Raw genomic sequence first — 15289 nt, 5'->3', positions numbered from 1 at the left:
ATCAGCGCGCCGGATTCTCAATCGAGCGCGCCGAAAAATCTGAAACTCGGTCCTCGACGCCCTTATGCGTCAGACTGTTCGCACCGTCTCTCAGGTTCTGGACGGCCCTCGGAATGCCAGAACCTATTCACGCCAGCGGAAGCTGGCGTCTTTTTGTGCGACGTAAGAAAGGACACGTTCTGTCCACCAACGCTCGCACCTTGCACGCCCTGCACGCTTTGCGTTCCCTGCGCCGTTCCTGGCGCGGCGACAGCGAGCGCAAGCGGGCGGCGCCGGACCGACGCATAGGTCGCGAGCGCAAGGCCGCACCAGATCAGCCCATAGCCTGTCAGATCGACGGTCGTCAGCCGTTCGTGGAAGACCGTGAGCGCGAGGATGAACGTCACGGTCGGCGTCACGTATTGCATCACGGCCGATTCCGTCATCGAAACGAGTGGCATCGCATACGCGTAGAGCGCGAGCGGCACGACGGTCAGCGGCCCCGCCAGCATCATCAGCACCGACGCGTCGACGCCGAACGACGTGAACGCAAGCGCATGATGCGACATCAGATAGCCGAAATAGCCGAGGGCGAACGGCATCATCACGACAGTTTCGCGCCAGGTGCTGACGATCGCGTTCCGCGTCGGCCACACCTTGCGCGTGAGTCCGAGCAGCGAGAACGTCACCGTCAGCATCACGGCGAACACGGGTACGCCGCCATGCGCGTAGCACTGGACGAAGGTGCCTGCCAGCCCGAGCGCAAGCGCCGCCGCTTTCAGACCGTTAAGCCGCTCGTTCAGAAAAACGATGCCGAGCGCAGCCGACAGCAGCGGATTCAGGAAATATCCGAGACTCGCCTGTAACGCGTTGCCCGTCACCGAGGCCAGGATATACACAACCCAGTTCGCCGACAGCAAAACCGCCGGCAATAGCGCGAGCGCGAACGAGCGCCAGTCGCCCATGTGTTGCCGCAACGCGGGCTTGAGCGCAATCACGGCCGACAGCACCACGAACGACCAGAACACCCGATGCGCGAGCATCTCCGGCGCGCTCACTTCCTTCAGATGCCAGTAGTACAGCGGCATCAGGCCCCACCAGCACAGCGCCACGAGCAGCGCGGCGTACCCGGCGCCTTCCTTCTGCTTCTGATTGTTCGCGTTCATGGCTGTAGCGCCTCGTCGAGTCGGTCGATCAGAACTTCCACTTCATCCACACCGAAAATCAGCGGCGGCGACAGGCGCAGCGAATCCGGTGCGGCCGAATTCGGCATCGCCAGCACGCCGCCATCGATCAGATCCAGCCACACATCGGTCATGCTCCTGTCGAGGCGCGCGTCGAGCTTGAGGCTGAGCGCGAGGCCCTTGCCGTGCAAGGTCACGCGCGAATCGAAACGCGCTGCGATGCGCTCGCCGATCAGCGCGCCCATCGCGGCCGCGTTCTCGACGAGCCGTCCGCGTTCGACGAGGTCGAGCACGATCAGCCCGCACTGCATCGCGAGCCGGTTGCCGCCGAAGGTCGAACCCTGCACTTTCGCCTTGCCGGGCGCGCCGAACACGGCGTCGAAATCGCCGTCGTTCATCAGCACGGCTGAGAGCGGCACCAATCCGCCCGTCAGCCCTTTCGATACGACGATCATGTCGGGCACTGCGGATGCCTCGGTTGACTTAACGTCCATGCCGATTGCGTCGATGCCGAACCAGGTGCCCGTACGGCCGAGGCCGCAATACACCTCGTCGGCGATCAGCTTCGTTCCCGTCGAGCGGCACAGCGCAGCGAGACGGGACGCAGTGTCCGCCGTCCAGTGCTGCGCCGCCGATGACCCCGCCACCGGCTCGAACACGACGGCAGCGATCTTGCGGCTCGCGAGTGTGTCTTCGAGCGCGGCGAAGTTCCGCGCGTCGACGTGATGGACGTTGCCGGGCTTCCAGCGCAACGCCTCGGTCCAGAACGGATTGCCCGTCATGAACGACGAGAACATCGACAGGCCGTGGAAGCCGTCGCGGAATGCGACGACGTCGGTGCGTCCCGTGCTCGTCATCGCGAACTTCACGGCGCTTTCGACGGCCTCCGCGCCCGTGGTCGCGAAGAACACTTTCTGGAAGCGCTGGCCGCTGAGCGTGAGCAACTTGTCGGCGAGCGCGAGCTGAGACTCGGCGCATTCGAACGGAAACACGTTCACCGACGTGCGCTGCAACGCATCGGCAAAACGCGCGAGCAGCGACTCGTGCGCGTGCCCAGATTCGCCGTGCCAAAACCGGCGAGACAATCGAGCAACGCGCGGCCGTCGGCGGTTTCGATATAGCAGCCGTCGCCGCGCGCACCCGTCATGTCGAGGCCCGCTTCGTCGAGGAATTTTTCCCAATAGGGATTGACGAGATCGAAGCGCTGAGCGCGCTCAACCTCGCGTTCGTTTCCCTCGTCTGCACCATGGTCAGACTTCAAGCGGCCTCCTGCCATCGCGAAGTCCATGAAACTGGAGCTGCGTCTGATCGCCGTAAAAGAACGCGACCGACTCCAGTTGCCGCATATTCGCTTCGAGCATGAAGAGCGCGGCTTCGAGGCTGTAGCGCTGCTCCGCCGCGCTCACGTGCGGAACGTCGGCGAGGAACAGGCGCGACAGGCTCGGATGATTCAGCTCGTCGTTCGTCTCGCCATGCTTTGCGACGATATCGCCCGCATGCAGTGCGCTTTCGACCAGCGCGGCGATGTGCTCGTGAACGGGACTGTGCTGGTCGCGCAACCCTTCCGTGACCATGATCGACGTGAAGAATGCAGTGGGCAGACGATGCGCCAGCACCGTGTACGCGTCGATATAGAGCGCGGTAAGCGGCAGCGGCACCGATGCGCGGACCTTGGCTTCGTTCATGCCGAGCGCGACGCAAGTGGCGAGTTCGAATGCTTCGTGACCGTATTCTTCCTGGAAGTACTGAAACAGCCGCGCGCGCAGATTGCGTTTGAGGCGGCGCGACAGCAACGGTCCAAGTATTTCGACGAAGCGGTCGGTCACGTGATACTGCTCGATGTACAGCCCCTTCACGAGCGGCGTGATTTCACGGCTCTCAAGCGCCGCCGATGCATACGCGTTGCTGCCCAACTGATCGAGCGCGCTGAGCAGCAGACGCTCGGCACGCGCGGCGAGCGCGAGACCGCTGCAGGGCTCGCTGAAGCGCTCCGTATCCGCCGACGTCATGCGCCTGCCGACACGCAACGGCGCGATCTCGACGAAATGCGCGAACGACAGCAGATACATTTCCAGATCGACGGGATCGAGCGATGCGACGCTGCGGAAATGCTCCAGAGACGCGTCATCCGGAGTAGTTGCAGCTGGATGCCAGCGTAGCTGCCGGAACACGACATCGAGCACGTGTTGCCAAGCGAACACGAGTTCCGGCGCGTTCTGGCGCGCATACGCCAACTGGAAATGGAGCGACTGAAGCGCGAAGTTGTCGGCGAACTGCCCGCTCTCCTTGCCCGAAAACGGGAACGCGCCAGGCGTCGTGTCGCGATCGTGCGCATCCGAAGTGAGCATCTGATGGACGACGCCAAGTACATCCTCGTACATCGCAATCCGACGCCCGACAACAGCGGCCAGTCGCTGCCCCACTTCACCGCACAACGCCATCGCGCGCTGCGCATCGGACGTGACGCGGTCGATGCCGCTATCCGTCTCTTCGATCAGCGATAGCGCATCCAGTTGCACCGTCAGCGTGCGAATCCACGCAGGGCACGCGCCTTCGTTGAGCCGAATCCAGATATCGGACGAAGGCCGCATCAGTTGCGTGACGACCTCGGCCACCTCGTCGCACGCGACGCCTTCGAACGACAGGTCGATGGCATCGTCGCCGACGCCGATCGTCAAGCCGTCGTAGCCCGCCGACACCTCGCACGGCACCAGCGCCGGCCGTCTGTATCGATCGATATCCCAGCGTTCCATGACGGCTCTCAGGCGAAGATGCGCGGTTTGACGACGGGCTGGCGGCCGTAGAAATCGAGAATCTGGTTCTCCTGCAGCACCATGGTTTCGATGGCGAGCATCACGTGCTTCCTGACCGTCATCTGCTCTTCAGGCGAGATGGCCTCGATTTCGGCAAGCAGGCTGAGCGAAATGTCTTCGTGATCGAACTCGTCGTTGATCGTCGCGTGACGGGCGATCGGACGCCAGAAGCCTTCCGGGATGCCCGTCTCGCGGCAATAGTTCGCCAGTTCGATATGAAAGCTCACGCTCGGCTGCTCGAACAGGAACAGCAGCGACTTGAAGCTCAACGGATGCTGGCGCGCATACACGCCCAAAGACGCGCACAGCGCGAACGTGGCGGGCAGCGGCACCAGATAGTCGAGATTGTCGGTGCGGATGGAAACGGCCTGCAGCGACTGCCGCAGCATGTCGTCGTGATTCAGCTCCGAGGCGAGAAAGCCTTGCAGCAGCTTCTGCACCTTGACGGGTTCGGCATGGGCGAGTGAAGGCGCAATCAGACCCGGCGCCTCGCGCACGATATAGAAATATTCGAGCGCATAGCCGATCAGCGCGCTCTTCGGCAACGTGCGGTCGCACAGCCCTGATACAGACGCGAGGTCGAATTCGCCTCGATCGTTTCGGCGGCGAACTTTCTGAGCCGGTGATAGAACTCCTCGCCCGACAGACAGCCTCGAGGCGCGGGAAACGCGCTTTCGGTCAACAGGCCGAGCCGGTCGAACTCCTCGAGCAGCCCGTCGACTTCAGACGCAAGCTCCGGATGACGGCGCTTCAGTTCGGGGATCGACGTGTCGCCGCGCCGGAGCGAATCGACGAACGCCTTGAGCGCGCCCTGGCTGTCGGCGACGACAGAACACGATTGCTCGCGATAGTCGAGCGTCAGGCCGTTGTGCTCTTCGATCAGCTGCACGCCGGGACGAAAGCGCGGCGCGGCGAAAAGATCTGCTGCGGTCGTGGCCTGCATCATGCCTCCCCGTCGACGTCGAGTGTGCGCAACAGCGCCGGGGACGTCGAATAGTGTTCCCAGATGCCCGTATAGAACTGGTCGTACAGTTCGATGAACAGATGCGTTTGCGCGCGCATGCGCCGCACGTCCGCATCGGCGATGGCGGGAATTCGCGAGAAGATCTTGCGCGTGAGGCTGCCGTGGCCGCCGTTCAGGTTGATGTCGGAATGCGCTTTCACGGGCTTGAGCAAAACGGGATCGACGCCGATCCGATATGCGGCGTCGAGGAAGGAATCCTGCTTGATGTCCTTGCCTTCGAGAATGCCGAGCGTCGAAAAGAAGAACAGCGGGTCGCTATGTGCCCAGAAAGCCAGCGAGTTACACAGCGCCATGGTTTGCGGCAGCGGCACCGTGCGCGCGAGATCCTCACGCGTGACGCCGAGCGTGGTCAGCGCCTTGAGCAACAGTTCGTCGTGCCCGTACTCTTCCGCGTAGAACTCGTTCATCGACAGCCGCACGCCCGTATTGGCGACATACGACAGAACGGGCGCGTCGAAATAGCTTTCGCGGAACAGGAAATGGTAGTTCTCCACGATCATCCCGTGGATCACATTGAGGGAATGTCAGCGCCCGTGCTCGCGGACGCGCACTTTTCCCAGAACACGTTCGTATAGAGCGTGCGATACAGCAGATCGTTGGCGAGATCTTCGAGTTCGAGCAGCACGTCGAGGCCACTGCGGGCCAGCGCGGGTTTCACCGCGCGCACCAGTTGCAGCTCCTTCAGACGGTCGAACACTTTCTGTTCGTACGGCGAATAGCGGGAGATCACTTCCTCCGCCTTGACGCCGGAGCGCAGCGCGCGGATCAGGGACGCCGCGTCTTCACCTTCGACGGGCGCCGGAAATTCATATTGATGCTCGTCGTCTTCGATGACGAGCGAAGGCGACGTGCTGAGACACTTCCCCGCCAGCACAAACGCCTGTGGTTCAAAAATGTCGTCCATCACGACGGCCTCCGTTCGTGGCCGGCACGCAACGGTGCCGGCGCGTTCATCACAGGTGAACCGGGATCAGGACGGGACGCGCCTTGCGCGGCTTGACCACGACAGTGATTTTCTTGTCGTCTTGCCTGTCCGTTTGCGACTGCGCCTGCGTTTGTTGTTGCGGCTGCGCTTGCTGAACCTGCACTTGGGTCGTCATCTCAATCTCCTTGGGGTTGGCGTTAACTCTGCACTGCTTAACAAGCTGTCCACCACCGTGGCCAGTTCTTTCACACCCGGAGCCAGAAACCCAAAGCCGTGTGGCGGGCAGCATCGCCTCGCCAATGGCGGCAGGCCGATGAGCGCAACAGGCTTAACTTGTAGCCCCGTTCTCCGCCGTGGATCTGTCGCCTGGCGCGGCTTCCCGGCCGCTCCGGCGCAGTCAGACGTATGTGTTGTTTTATCGGCCCGATGCCGCCGATCGCAGCCTCGCGCGCGGTTACCGAATGCGTGCCCGAGTGTCGGACTGACGCCGCAGCCAGACGCTTTCGACGAACAAAACGTGCGCTCCCGCAAAAGGGAGCGCGCCTGAAGGTCGATGTAGCTCTGGGCGGTCCAGCCGGATTCTCGTCAATGGCCGCCGTTCGTTGTTTCTCTCAGGTTCTGCTTTCTCTCAGGTTCTGCTGGGTCGTATCTTTTATTGCACGGCCTCGGAAATTCAGTTCGTACAGTTCCGTTTTTGCGGAATCAGATAAAGTGTTCGCTCGTTTTTGCCAATGTTCGAGGAATTCATCGAATTCAAACTAACCCACTGATTTACCGAGAATTTCACTTAAAAATTCATGCAAACAAACTAACTCGTTGGACCTATTGTTCCGGTAAACTGCGATAACTGGAATGAACACTTTCGATCAATTTGCGTGAAGTGTTCGGCAAACTCGCATGAACACTTTCAGAGCAATCATCTTGATGGGACCAAAGTAAGGTGCTAGCGCGCCAGCTCTGGTCGACAGGGAGGCGAATGAAGATCACCCTCGACGTCGCAACGGCTACCCCGCTGACGGAACAGATCGTCGGTCAGGTCGAAGCGCTGATCCTGTCGCGCGAACTGCGCGTCGGCATGCGCCTGCCGTCTATCCGCAAGTTCGCGGCCGAGCACAACATCAGCCGCTTTCCCGTCATCGAGGCCTACGACCGGCTCGCCACGCGCGGCCTGCTGCAGCCCAAGCACGGTTCCGGCTACTACGTCGCCGAACAGTTCGAAAAGGCGCCGCGCGCCACGCGCGGGCTCGACGCAATCCGCGCGACGCCCGAATCCGATCAGATCCTGCGGCAGTTCGAGCGGCCCGACGAGGTGCTGAACCTGTCGATCGGTTTCATTCCCGAGGCGTGGCGCGACGTCGAAGGCATTGCCCAGGCGATCCGTCAGGCGTCACGCACGGACGCGCGCAGTCTGATCGACTACGCGATTCCACAAGGCGATCCGGTGTTGCGGCTGCAGATCGAGCAGCGTCTGGCCTTCGTCGGCGTGGCGGCGGAGCCACAGAACATCATGGTGACGAACAGTGCGAGCGAGGCGCTCGATCTCGTCGTGCGGATGCTGCTCAAGCCCGGCGATACCGTGTTCGTCGAAGATCCCGGCTACTTCAACCTGTTCGGGCTGCTCAAGCTGCAGGGTATCGAGCTGGTCGGCGTGCCGCGCCTGTCGAGCGGGCCGGATGTCGAAGCCGTCGAGGCGCTGCTGAAGGAGCATCGGCCGAAGCTCTTTTTCATCAACACGGTCTTTCACAATCCGACGGGCACGAACGTCGCGCCGCACGTCGGCTTCCGGCTGCTGCAACTTGCGCAGGAACACGACTTCATGATCGTCGAAGACGACGTCTACGCGGATTTCCAGGCGATTCCCACGCAACGTCTCGCGTCGCTCGACCGGCTGACGCGCGTCGTGTATATCGGCGGGTTTTCGAAGAGCCTGTCGTCGTCGCTACGGCTCGGCTATATCGCCGCCGAAGCGGGGTTGGTCAAGCACTTCGTCGAAGTGAAGGCGCTCACCAGCCTCGGTGGCACGCGCTTTAGCGAGCGCGTCGTAGCCGCGCTGCTCGAGCGCGGCACGTATCGCAAGCATCTGGAAAGGCTGCGGCGACGCGTGAATGGCGCCATTTCGACCGCGGTGGAATTGCTCAATGGCATCGGCTGGCAAGTGTTCGACGAGCCGTGCGGCGGCACGCTGGTGTGGGCGCGCGTGCCGGGCGTGCCGAATTCGGATGTGTTCGTCGCCGAGGCGGCTCGCGCCGGCATCACCGTGCAGCCGGGCAGCTACTACCGGCCGCACGGCGAGGTGACGCCGTGGGTCCGGTTCAACACCGCGTATCTCGACAACGAGCGGGCGCTGGGATTTCTGCGGCGCGCGGCGGCAATGAGCGATTGAAGCGAAACGACCGCACCGCGCCCGGTGCGGTCAACCGCCCTGCTCCCGCTGAATCCGCGTGCGCGCTTCGCCCAGACTTTCAAAGCGGTCGTCGTTTTCGTTGAACACCGAAACGCGCCCATGCCCGATGTCATACACCCAGCCCTGGACATCGAGGCGCTTTTGCGCGAGCCGCCCGGCGACGGACGGATGCGTGCGCAGATGCATCAGTTGCAGCCGGATGTTCTCCTCGACGAGTGCCTGCACGAGATGATCGCTGTCGACCTCGCGCGCCTGCACGACGCTGCGCGCCGTCTCCGCATTGCGCAGCCACGCATTGACGGTCGGCATGTCTTCCGCTGTCATCGGCGCGGTGCCCGCGAGGCCGCGCATCGCGCCGCAGTCGCTATGTCCGCACACCACGATCTGCCGCACGTTCAGCGCAAGCACCGCGTACTCGACGACGGCCGATACGCCGCCCAGCATTTCGCCGTAAGCGGGGACGATATTACCGATATTGCGGCACACGAAGAGCTCGCCCGGATGCGTTTGCGTAATCATTTCCGGCGAGACACGCGAGTCAGCACAGGTGATGAACAGCGTATGCGGCGCCTGACCTTGCGCGAGACTTTCAAATAGCGCCTGGGTGGCGGGAAACACCTCGTCGCTGAACTGCTCGACGCCGTCCAGCAGATGCAGCAGGTCCGACTTTGCCGGGTCGCGAACCCGTCTGGTGTTGAGCGTATCGTCCGACATGAGGCTGTCCCCCTTCGCAGCGCGGCTGGATCATGGATCAGGGAGTGTACGACGGGAATGCGTCAGCGGGCAGTCACGCGCGCTGAGGCCACGGCGCGCGAACGGAGAGACGCCATAAAAGAAGCCCCGGCCGGACGTGATCGGAGCGGCGCGGGGCTCGACAAAAGCTCGCCTGTTCTCAAGAGGCAAGCTCACGTTACGCGCGTCAAAAAAACGGAGCAATCGAAAAAAACCCCGGGCGCCGGGTGCGGCGACCGGGGGAAGCTCTCTCGCGCGCGAAGGGAAGCACCGCGCACAAGAGACACTCTAGCTGTTCGCGCGCCGCGGATTAACGGGGCGCGCGGCAACACTCCTTTCTAGCGCGCACAAACGGGCGCGGCGCTGATGTCCTGCGCTGATGTCCCACGCTCACTTCGCACGCGGTCTCGGTGGATGGGCGCGCGCCGCGCAATCCGCACACACACCGTGTAACGCCAGCGTCTTGCCGACAATACGCAAGCCGAACTTCTTTGCGATCGCGATGCGCCGGCGATTGATCTTCGGGTCGGAGAACTCTTCGACGCGCCCGCACACGACGCATACGAGATGATCGTGCGCCTCGCCCGAGTTCAGTTCGTAGAGGCTGTGATGTTTGCCGAGCGGCACGTTCGCGACGAAGCCCGCCTCCACCAGCTGACTGAGCACGCGATAGGTGGTCGACAGGTTCATTCGTTCGCCGCCTGCAGCGATGCGGCGGTGGATCTCTTCCGCGCTGAAATGGCCGTGCTCCGTGCGTTGCAGATAGTCGAGCACGGCGACCTGCGCAGCCGTACCTAGCAGGCCGGCTTGCTTGAGCGCGTCGAGCGTTCGGATCGGAGACGTTGACAAGGGCGGCATGCGCAGCCGTTCTGAATCGAATCGAGGGAACCGGCTTTCAGCCTATGACATCGGCACGAATATTTCCGGAACCTAGTTGATTGCGATTCGCATTCGGCAACACGCGCACGCGACGCACAGCATGCGTGGCATCAAGAACAGGAGCATCAACGAGAACGCTGCCGCACGGAGGCTTGCGCGCGATGCTCGACAGGGCTCAGCGCAGGGTTTCTTGCGACACCGCCGCCACGGTTGCGCACGAGCTCTGCCGCCTGCCACGATGCCAGCGCCACACAGCCGAACAGGACCTCGCGCATCCGCTTGACGAGCGCAAGCGACAGCGCCGCCTGCTCGTCGACGCCGAACATTCGCGCAAGCAACACGACGACAGCCTCTTGCACGCCGAGCCCCGACGGCACGAAGAACGCCGCATGGCGCGCGGCCTGCGTGAGCGCTTCGACGGCGATCGCGCCGCCGATGGACACGGGATGCCCGAGCATCCACAGCGCGACATACACCTCCGACGCGCCGAGCAGATAGCCGGCAAACTGCCAGACGAACGCGCGCAGCAGCAGACGCGGCTCACGCAGCAACGCATCGATCGCGGTATCGAGCTGCGCGCCACCGATGCGCTCGACGTTCCAGTGCGCGCTCATCGGCAGACGCGCGGACCAGCGCTCGATCGCGTGAAATAGCCCGCCGCGCCTGAGCAGCAGGAACACCACGACGGGCAGCGGCAACGACAGCAGCAACGCCGCGCCGACCGTCGCGAGCAAACCATCGTGGCCCGTCTGCGCGACGATCAACACGAGCCCGAGCGCGGCGAACACATACTGGACGGCCAGTGTTACCAGCACCTCGACGATCACCGACGCGCACACCATGCTCGTGTCGTCGATCTTCCAGCGCGCGAGCCGCACGCCGACGAACTCCCGCCGATGCTTGCGACAGGCAGCAGCCGGCTCACCGCCTCACGCACGGTCGCGATCCACCACAGATACGCGAGCGACGCACTTCTGCCGAGAAGAAGCCGCCACGCCTGGGCATCCAGCAGCAACGGCAGCGCATGCAGCGGCACGAGCCACAGCAGCGCGAAGCCTGCCGAACGGATCGCGTGCAGCACGTCGTCGATGCCGCCGTGCAACGCCAATGCGATCAGCACCGCGATGCCCGCGGGCAATCCCAGCCATTTGAGCCACTTGATCATAGGTAAGACTGCTGCGCGAACACGTCGGCGAAACCACCCGTGATCGCCCCGCTCGCGGCAATCGCCGACGCGACACGCGTGGACAGCAGTGCATCCAGTTCGTCGCTGTGCCGGTACGTCTGCATCGTCGGCGTGATCGCGCCCTCTCCGGCCACGGCGGGATGGCAATAAATCTCGCCGACGCCTTCCGGCAGTCGTGCAAGCGCGGCGAGCAGCACCGCCTCGTCCATTTGTCCTGTCTGCGACATGCCGATCACGTAGTCGTTGTGTGCAATACCTGCATTATCTAGCTGCTTGCGCACGCGTGCCATCCACGGCCTGATCCACGCAGGCGAGCCCGGCTCGTACGGCAAACGCATCGCCTTCAGCCCATATTCGCTGCCCACTTCGATAATCAGCGCGAGCACCGTCGGATGCAGATGAAAGTGCTTGTGCGTATTGACGTGATCGAGCGTAAGCCCAGTGCGTGCGAAGGCCTGAAACTGCGCGCGGATTTCCGCCTTCAACTGGCGCCGCACTTCAGGAAGGAGGAAAAAGCGAAAGCCGTTGCGCACCATCCGGTGGCCGAGCCGCCCATGTTTGTCGACGAGCGCGGGAATCAGATGCGTGGCGAGCATGGGGACGCCGTCCGCGAGCACGAGATGCAAACCGACGCGCAAGCTCGGATAAAGGTGCGCGCGGCGCACGGCATCCGCCGAGGCGGGCGCGGACACCATCAGGCTCGCCGACGTCAGCACACCGTGCAGATGCGCGCGCTCGACGGCTTCGTTGATCCGCACATGCAGACCGAAGTCGTCGGCCGTCACGATCAGCGCGCGTCGCGGTGCGTTTATCGAGCGCTGCATCGACTGTCGCGTCATGCCTCGCGCGCCCGCAGGAAACGGAAGAACTCGACGCCTTCGCGCAGACGCCGTTTCATCATTTCCCAGCTCACCAGCATCTCGCGCACGATCTCCCAGATCTTCGACGGACGGAAATAGAACTGCCGGTAGAACTGTTCGAGATGGTGATAGATGTCGTCACGCGACAGATGCGGATAGCCGATCGCCGCCAGCTGCACGCCTTCCTTGCTCACCAGGTTGATTACCTTGTTCTCTTCGAGCCAGCCGTTTTCGACGGCCTGCTTGTAGAGCGTGGTGCCCGGATAGGGCGCCGCGAGCGACACCTGAATGGTGTGCGGATTGATGTCCTTCGCGTACTCGATGGTCTTCTGGATCGTCTCTTTCGTTTCGCCCGGCAAGCCGAGAATGAAGGTGCCGTGAATCTTGATGCCGAGCTTGCGGCAGTCTTCGGAGAAGCGCCGCGCGATGTCGGTGCGCAGGCCCTTCTTGATGTTCAGCAGAATCTGGTCGTCGCCCGATTCGTAGCCGACCAGCAGCAGGCGCAGGCCGTTCTCTTTCATGATCTTGAGCGTCGCGTATGGCACGTTCGCCTTCGCGTTGCATGACCACGTGACGCCGAGCTTGCCGAGACCACGCGCAATCTCTTCGACACGCGGCTTGAAGTCGGTGAACGTGTCGTCGTCGAACATGATCTCCTTCACTTCGGGCATGTTGTCGCGAATCCACTTCACTTCTTCGAGCACGTTCTCGACGGAGCGCGTGCGATAGCGGTGCCCGCCCACCGTCTGCGGCCACAGGCAGAATGTGCATTTCGAGCGGCAGCCGCGCCCGGTATAGATCGACACATACGGATGCTTCAGATAGCCGATGAAGTAGTTGTCGATCTTCAGATCGCGCTGATAAACGGGCGCCACGAACGGCAGTTCGTCCATGTTCTCGAGGATCGGGCGCGCTTCGTTATGCTCGATCGAACCGTCCGCCGCGCGATAGCTCATGCCCTTGATCTGCGCGAACGGCAGTCCTTCGGCGATCTCCTTGCAGGTGAAATCGAACTCTTCGCGGCAGATGAAATCGATCGCCTCGCTCGCTGTCAGCGAGTTGTGCGGATCGACGGCGACCTTCGCGCCGACCATGCCGATCAACACCTTCGGCGCGCGCGCTTTCAGTTGTTCAGCGAACAGCGCGTCGGTCGGAAACGACGGCGTGCTCGTATGAATCACGACGAGCTCGTATTCCTGTGCGATCGCGAGCGATGCTTCGACGGAAAGACCATCGGCGGGCGCGTCGAGCACGCGGCTGCCCGGCACGAGCGCGGCCGGCTGCGCAAGCCACGTCGGATACCAGAACGAGCGGATCTCGCGCTTTGCCTGATAACGCGAACCCGCACCCCCGTCGAAACCGTCGTACGACGGCGCCTGCAAAAATAACGTCTTCTTCATATTCTCTTTTCACGAGTTGTAATTTAGCCAGGCGCGCGCGATGTTCTCGCGACGCGCTCAGCGTCCATCGGATACTTCGAGTGCGTTGGCCGGCTCAGGCCGGAAAACCGCCGGGGCATTATCCGTGGATTCGACGGGAACGCGCACGCCGCGCCACACCACCGTCGAGCCGAACGACCCTGCCATCCATTGCGCGAACAGCAATGCATCGCGCACGGGCATCAGCGCGAGATCGCGCCACAACAGGCGTCGTTCGGCGCCCATCAGCGCATGCAGGACGACGCGCGCCGACACGCCCGCCACGGCAGCGACGACGAGCGCGATCGACACGGCGGGATGCGCGTTCACGCGATGCAATTCGAATGCGAGCCACCCGCCGCAGACCATCCACGGCAGCGTGAACGTCACGAACAGCGCCGCGAAACCCGAGCGATTCACCGAGCGGATCGTGCGCAGCCAGCGCGTCTCGCGATCCCACAGCGCGGCGAGCGTGCGCTCCGTCACATCCGTCTCGACGACGACGGGCGACAGCACCGTTTGCAGATTCAACTCGCGCACATGACCGGCCAGCCAGTAGTCGTCGGCAAGTGTATTACGCAGCCGCTCGAAGCCGCCGATGCCCGCCAGCGTCGAGCGCCGCAGCGCGAGCGTCGCGCCGAAGCCGAAGCGCGTCGAGCCAAACGCGTGCGCGATCCGCACCGACGGCACGAACCACTCGTTGATGAACTGCGCACCCACGCGCGACCAGAAACCGGCAATGCCTTTCGCGCGATACAGGCAGGTGACGACGCCGACCTGCGGATCGGCGAGCGGCGCGCAGACGCGCTCCAGATAGTCCGCTTCGACGGCGATGTCGCTGTCCGCGATCACGAACACGTCGTAGCGTGCCCATTGCGCGAGATTGATCAGGTTGCTTACCTTCAGGTTCGTGCCGTGCACGCGCGGATCGACGACGAGCGAAATCCGGCAATCCGGATAGGCCGCTTGCAGGCGATGGACGATCGCGATGGCGGAATCGTCCGCGCTCGATACCCCGCAGATCAGTTCGAAGCACGGATGCGTCTGCTCGCAGAAGGTCGCGAGATTGTCGAAGAGCCGCGGCTCGACGCCGCACAGCGGCTTGAGCACGCTGACGGGCGTCGGCGCTCGCGTGGGCAAAGATCGCCGTTCGCGGGCGGCGGTACGCGACGCCGACACGAGCGAGGCCAGCACGGCCACAACCGCATACATTGCTGCGCCGCACACAAGCATCATCGGCAACCAGTCAATATGCAACAGCATGTCCTGCATGGTGTCGACTACTCCTGCTGAAATGAGTGCAAGCTGGCCGTCGTTTCGACGCGCGCAGCCACGAAGGCACAACCGGCATTACCATCCCGCCGCTTGAAGGGGAACGTAAGGCATGCCGGTGAAATGCAGATGAAGGATAACGAGTCCGCGCGCGGGACAGATGGCAGAGACGCACACGGCATCTCGCCGTGGTCCGATGAAATGCGCATGATGCCTTTTCACGGCCGCGCGAAAAGCCATGCGCGCCGCACGACGTGTAATCAGAACGGCAGCCAGCAACAGGCCGAATGTCAGCTCGCGGAATGTCGCCGTCTCGAACAGCGTCTGTGGAAACTTGCAGAATAAAAGCAGGCTCACGACACAGATGTCAATGGCCGTCGCAGCAACAGAAGCCGTGACGAGGTGCGCGCGGATCATCTGAACAGTTGTTTGCTTCATGGCGAGCCAGCCCTACGTGGCGCGCACCGGCCCGCGACTGCTACTACGCTAATGTGAAGCCTGCGTGACGGTGCGACAGATTCGAGCGCGCCCAGCCATGCTGGACACGACGCACCGATGGTAGCGACCCGATTCTGAAGAGAATATTAAGCACTTGAATTCGATGCGTGTTTCA

At 62.8% G+C, this 15289-nt stretch carries 16 protein-coding genes and 1 pseudogene; 1 reads left to right on the top strand and 16 read right to left on the bottom strand.

Going from position 1 to position 15289, the window contains the following annotated elements; genetic code table 11:
* Window positions 1-62 precede the first annotated feature (62 nt).
* Genes rarD through H1204_RS08540 form a run of 9 tightly spaced genes read right to left on the bottom strand, consistent with a single transcriptional unit; the run spans window position 63 to window position 6100 of the window.
* A complete protein-coding gene (rarD, locus tag H1204_RS08565; protein WP_180730767.1) occupies window positions 63-1145 on the bottom strand; it encodes an EamA family transporter RarD in 1083 nt (360 codons plus the stop codon).
* Entirely contained in the window at window positions 1142-2176 is a 1035-nt protein-coding gene (locus H1204_RS08560) for an aminotransferase class III-fold pyridoxal phosphate-dependent enzyme (protein WP_243468590.1), read from the bottom strand. Before H1204_RS08560 ends, rarD begins: the two co-directional genes overlap by 4 nt.
* Window positions 2158-2424 carry a hypothetical protein gene (locus tag H1204_RS51215; protein WP_243468589.1) on the bottom strand — a complete coding sequence of 89 codons (267 nt, stop codon included), beginning with the start codon at window positions 2422-2424 and terminating at the stop codon, window positions 2158-2160. The genes H1204_RS08560 and H1204_RS51215 overlap by 19 nt, the downstream gene beginning before the upstream one ends.
* The gene (locus H1204_RS08555) at window positions 2414-3916 is read right to left on the bottom strand and encodes an iron-containing redox enzyme family protein (RefSeq protein ID WP_180730766.1); all 1503 of its coding nucleotides are present in this window, start codon (window positions 3914-3916) and stop codon (window positions 2414-2416) included. The genes H1204_RS51215 and H1204_RS08555 overlap by 11 nt, the downstream gene beginning before the upstream one ends.
* 8 nt (window positions 3917-3924) lie before the next feature.
* Window positions 3925-4521 (bottom strand): iron-containing redox enzyme family protein, encoded by a 597-nt coding sequence (locus H1204_RS51210; protein ID WP_243468588.1) that lies wholly within the window; start codon window positions 4519-4521, stop codon window positions 3925-3927.
* The gene (locus tag H1204_RS51205; RefSeq protein ID WP_243468587.1) at window positions 4503-4922 is read right to left on the bottom strand and encodes a hypothetical protein; all 420 of its coding nucleotides are present in this window, start codon (window positions 4920-4922) and stop codon (window positions 4503-4505) included. Before H1204_RS51205 ends, H1204_RS51210 begins: the two co-directional genes overlap by 19 nt.
* A complete protein-coding gene (locus H1204_RS51200) occupies window positions 4919-5494 on the bottom strand; it encodes an iron-containing redox enzyme family protein (protein WP_243468586.1) in 576 nt (191 codons plus the stop codon). Before H1204_RS51200 ends, H1204_RS51205 begins: the two co-directional genes overlap by 4 nt.
* A gap of 14 nt (window positions 5495-5508) precedes the next feature.
* The gene (locus H1204_RS51195; protein WP_243468585.1) at window positions 5509-5904 is read right to left on the bottom strand and encodes a hypothetical protein; all 396 of its coding nucleotides are present in this window, start codon (window positions 5902-5904) and stop codon (window positions 5509-5511) included.
* A gap of 49 nt (window positions 5905-5953) precedes the next feature.
* On the bottom strand, window positions 5954-6100 hold the full coding sequence (locus H1204_RS08540; protein WP_180730765.1) for a hypothetical protein: 147 nt from the start codon (window positions 6098-6100) through the stop codon (window positions 5954-5956).
* An 801-nt stretch (window positions 6101-6901) separates the two neighbouring features.
* Between H1204_RS08540 and H1204_RS08535 the strand changes: the two genes are divergently transcribed.
* On the top strand, window positions 6902-8308 hold the full coding sequence (locus H1204_RS08535) for a PLP-dependent aminotransferase family protein (protein WP_180730764.1): 1407 nt from the start codon (window positions 6902-6904) through the stop codon (window positions 8306-8308).
* Window positions 8309-8338: 30 nt separating this feature from the next.
* Here the strand turns inward: H1204_RS08535 and H1204_RS08530 are convergent, their stop codons facing one another.
* The 7 genes and pseudogenes from H1204_RS08530 to H1204_RS08500 form a co-directional block, all read right to left on the bottom strand.
* On the bottom strand, window positions 8339-9043 hold the full coding sequence (locus H1204_RS08530) for a carbonic anhydrase (RefSeq protein WP_180730763.1): 705 nt from the start codon (window positions 9041-9043) through the stop codon (window positions 8339-8341).
* Between the two features lie 408 nt (window positions 9044-9451).
* Window positions 9452-9919: a Fur family transcriptional regulator gene (locus H1204_RS08525; RefSeq protein WP_180730762.1), complete on the bottom strand. Its 468-nt coding sequence runs from the start codon at window positions 9917-9919 to the stop codon at window positions 9452-9454.
* Between the two features lie 146 nt (window positions 9920-10065).
* A pseudogene (locus H1204_RS08520) lies at window positions 10066-11105 on the bottom strand (lysylphosphatidylglycerol synthase domain-containing protein).
* Window positions 11102-11950: a hopanoid biosynthesis-associated protein HpnK gene (hpnK, locus tag H1204_RS08515; protein ID WP_243468584.1), complete on the bottom strand. Its 849-nt coding sequence runs from the start codon at window positions 11948-11950 to the stop codon at window positions 11102-11104. Before hpnK ends, H1204_RS08520 begins: the two are co-directional and overlap by 4 nt.
* Before the next feature lie 11 nt (window positions 11951-11961).
* A complete protein-coding gene (gene hpnJ, locus H1204_RS08510; RefSeq protein ID WP_180730760.1) occupies window positions 11962-13386 on the bottom strand; it encodes a hopanoid biosynthesis associated radical SAM protein HpnJ in 1425 nt (474 codons plus the stop codon).
* Window positions 13387-13443: 57 nt separating this feature from the next.
* A complete protein-coding gene (gene hpnI / locus H1204_RS08505; RefSeq protein WP_180730759.1) occupies window positions 13444-14676 on the bottom strand; it encodes a bacteriohopanetetrol glucosamine biosynthesis glycosyltransferase HpnI in 1233 nt (410 codons plus the stop codon).
* Between the two features lie 78 nt (window positions 14677-14754).
* Window positions 14755-15114 carry a hypothetical protein gene (locus H1204_RS08500; RefSeq protein ID WP_180730758.1) on the bottom strand — a complete coding sequence of 120 codons (360 nt, stop codon included), beginning with the start codon at window positions 15112-15114 and terminating at the stop codon, window positions 14755-14757.
* Window positions 15115-15289: the final 175 nt, after the last annotated feature.

It is taken from the genome of Paraburkholderia sp. PGU19, assembly GCF_013426915.1.
Taxonomy (GTDB): domain Bacteria; phylum Pseudomonadota; class Gammaproteobacteria; order Burkholderiales; family Burkholderiaceae; genus Paraburkholderia.
This window is presented reverse-complemented; position numbering and strand designations above follow the sequence as displayed.

Excerpts from the sequence above, each read along its gene's own strand:
- rarD (WP_180730767.1), bottom strand. The coding sequence starts at position 1,145 with ATGAACGCGAACAATCAGAAGCAGAAGGAAGGCGCCGGGTACGCCGCG.
- H1204_RS08555 (WP_180730766.1), bottom strand. The coding sequence starts at position 3,916 with ATGGAACGCTGGGATATCGATCGATACAGACGGCCGGCGCTGGTGCCG.
- H1204_RS51205 (WP_243468587.1), bottom strand. The coding sequence starts at position 4,922 with ATGATGCAGGCCACGACCGCAGCAGATCTTTTCGCCGCGCCGCGCTTT.
- H1204_RS51195 (WP_243468585.1), bottom strand. The coding sequence starts at position 5,904 with ATGGACGACATTTTTGAACCACAGGCGTTTGTGCTGGCGGGGAAGTGT.
- H1204_RS08540 (WP_180730765.1), bottom strand. The coding sequence starts at position 6,100 with ATGACGACCCAAGTGCAGGTTCAGCAAGCGCAGCCGCAACAACAAACG.
- H1204_RS08535 (WP_180730764.1), top strand. The coding sequence starts at position 6,902 with ATGAAGATCACCCTCGACGTCGCAACGGCTACCCCGCTGACGGAACAG.
- H1204_RS08530 (WP_180730763.1), bottom strand. The coding sequence starts at position 9,043 with ATGTCGGACGATACGCTCAACACCAGACGGGTTCGCGACCCGGCAAAG.
- H1204_RS08525 (WP_180730762.1), bottom strand. The coding sequence starts at position 9,919 with ATGCCGCCCTTGTCAACGTCTCCGATCCGAACGCTCGACGCGCTCAAG.
- hpnK (WP_243468584.1), bottom strand. The coding sequence starts at position 11,950 with ATGCAGCGCTCGATAAACGCACCGCGACGCGCGCTGATCGTGACGGCC.
- hpnJ (WP_180730760.1), bottom strand. The coding sequence starts at position 13,386 with ATGAAGAAGACGTTATTTTTGCAGGCGCCGTCGTACGACGGTTTCGAC.
- hpnI (WP_180730759.1), bottom strand. The coding sequence starts at position 14,676 with ATGCAGGACATGCTGTTGCATATTGACTGGTTGCCGATGATGCTTGTG.
- H1204_RS08500 (WP_180730758.1), bottom strand. The coding sequence starts at position 15,114 with ATGAAGCAAACAACTGTTCAGATGATCCGCGCGCACCTCGTCACGGCT.